This window comes from Bacteroidia bacterium (assembly GCA_026932145.1).
Classification (GTDB): Bacteria; Bacteroidota; Bacteroidia; order J057; family JAIXKT01; genus JAIXKT01.
In genome coordinates, this window is record JAIXKT010000038.1 from 1578 (window position 1) to 2971 (window position 1394).

At 35.8% G+C, this 1394-nt stretch carries 3 protein-coding genes and 1 pseudogene; all 4 read right to left on the reverse strand.

The window, feature by feature from the left end; translation table 11 throughout:
- A pseudogene (locus LC115_08775) lies at window positions 1–539 on the reverse strand (helix-turn-helix domain-containing protein).
- A 42-nt stretch (window positions 540–581) separates the two neighbouring features.
- Window positions 582–734 (reverse strand): hypothetical protein, encoded by a 153-nt coding sequence (locus LC115_08780; GenBank protein MCZ2356763.1) that lies wholly within the window; start codon window positions 732–734, stop codon window positions 582–584.
- 68 nt (window positions 735–802) lie between these two features.
- Window positions 803–1126, reverse strand: coding sequence for a hypothetical protein (locus tag LC115_08785; GenBank protein MCZ2356764.1), 324 nt, complete (start codon window positions 1124–1126; stop codon window positions 803–805).
- Entirely contained in the window at window positions 1126–1317 is a 192-nt protein-coding gene (locus LC115_08790; GenBank protein ID MCZ2356765.1) for a hypothetical protein, read from the reverse strand. The genes LC115_08785 and LC115_08790 overlap by 1 nt, the downstream gene beginning before the upstream one ends.
- Window positions 1318–1394 lie beyond the last annotated feature (77 nt).

A 1394-nucleotide genomic window follows, 5' to 3' on the forward strand; every position in this document is an offset into this window, starting at 1 on the left:
AGGTCTTTTATAAACATCCAATACATTTTCCATATGTGCTACAAACTCACTACTTTTTTCCGGTGGAATTACCCAACCTTTTACTTTCCAAGGCTTAAGTTCATTTTTTTTAAAACATTCCCAACCGAAACATAAGATATGCTGTCCACGTAATTCAGCTCTACCATCTTATCTGCTAACAATCGCAAAGACCATTTTGCAAATCCTTTGGGTGGCTCGCTACAGCATAGTGCAACCAATTTAGCTTCCACCTCGCCGTCTATCTTTATTTCATATTTTCGGCTTGTCTGTCTGCGTTCCAGCACTTGCTCGAAACCCTCTTCAATAAATTTTTTCTTAACTCTGTCTATGGTTCGCATCCCTACTTTCAGTACTTTACTAATCTGTTCATTGGTTACTTTGTCAGAATATTCGCCTTCATCGCAGTTTAACAGAATATAAGCAGTACGGAATGTTTGTGAAGTATGGCTTCCTTTATTAATGATTGCCTGAAGTTCCTCTACTTCTTCCTTTGTCAATTTAATCGTGTATCGTATCATTGTTTTTTTGTAAAGATACGAAATATATGCGTCATAACATATCTAACCTAACACTAAGTTGTCATCTTCAATGTCGCTTACTTCCGTAAAAACAAAAGTCAAATTCTGTCTTTGTGAAATGTTCTGAACAGCATAATCTAAACCACCTGCAACGGAACGGTCATCATTTACACTCTTTTTGGATTTTATATCCATTGTTCCGTGCGATAAACTGTGAACATAGATTGGGATATTAATTTCTTCCGCTAATTGTTGAATAACCTCTAAAACTCTAGCTCTTTCGATGCTTCGGATTGATATAAAAGGTATTCTTGCTCTGAACATTCGCAAAAGCGAAGTTTTAAATTCTGATTTATTTGCCATTTTAGAATATTATTTTTCTGCCCGTGGAACGAACGTTGGAATTTGTCAAGCCAGCTTTGTTTTCTCTTTTTATAGACTTCTTCAACTCTTGAATAGAAACGAGAAGCTGTTCCAGCATCAACTGTAAAACTACCTTTGCTCAATTCTTCTAATGCTGTATCATCACCATTGCCGAATTTATTGAGAAGATTTGTCCACTCCGAATATGTTGTCGGTGCTGCCATTACTGCGCTTTAATCCTTGGGTTTATAAATTGATTTGGTGGAACAATATCCCAATCAGGAAATTTTGCATTTCCTTTTTCTGCCTCTGTCCTTCCTTGAAACAAATTGGGTTTTACTGTATTCTCTTTTTTCGGTTCGTGGTTGGTGTTTTCAGACTGTTCCGAATTGTCACCTAAAATTATTTTGTTCATTTTTCTGACTTTTAAATGTTAGATAACTGATGTTACGCAAGGATATCATTAATTTAGCTGTATGAATGTTGAAAACA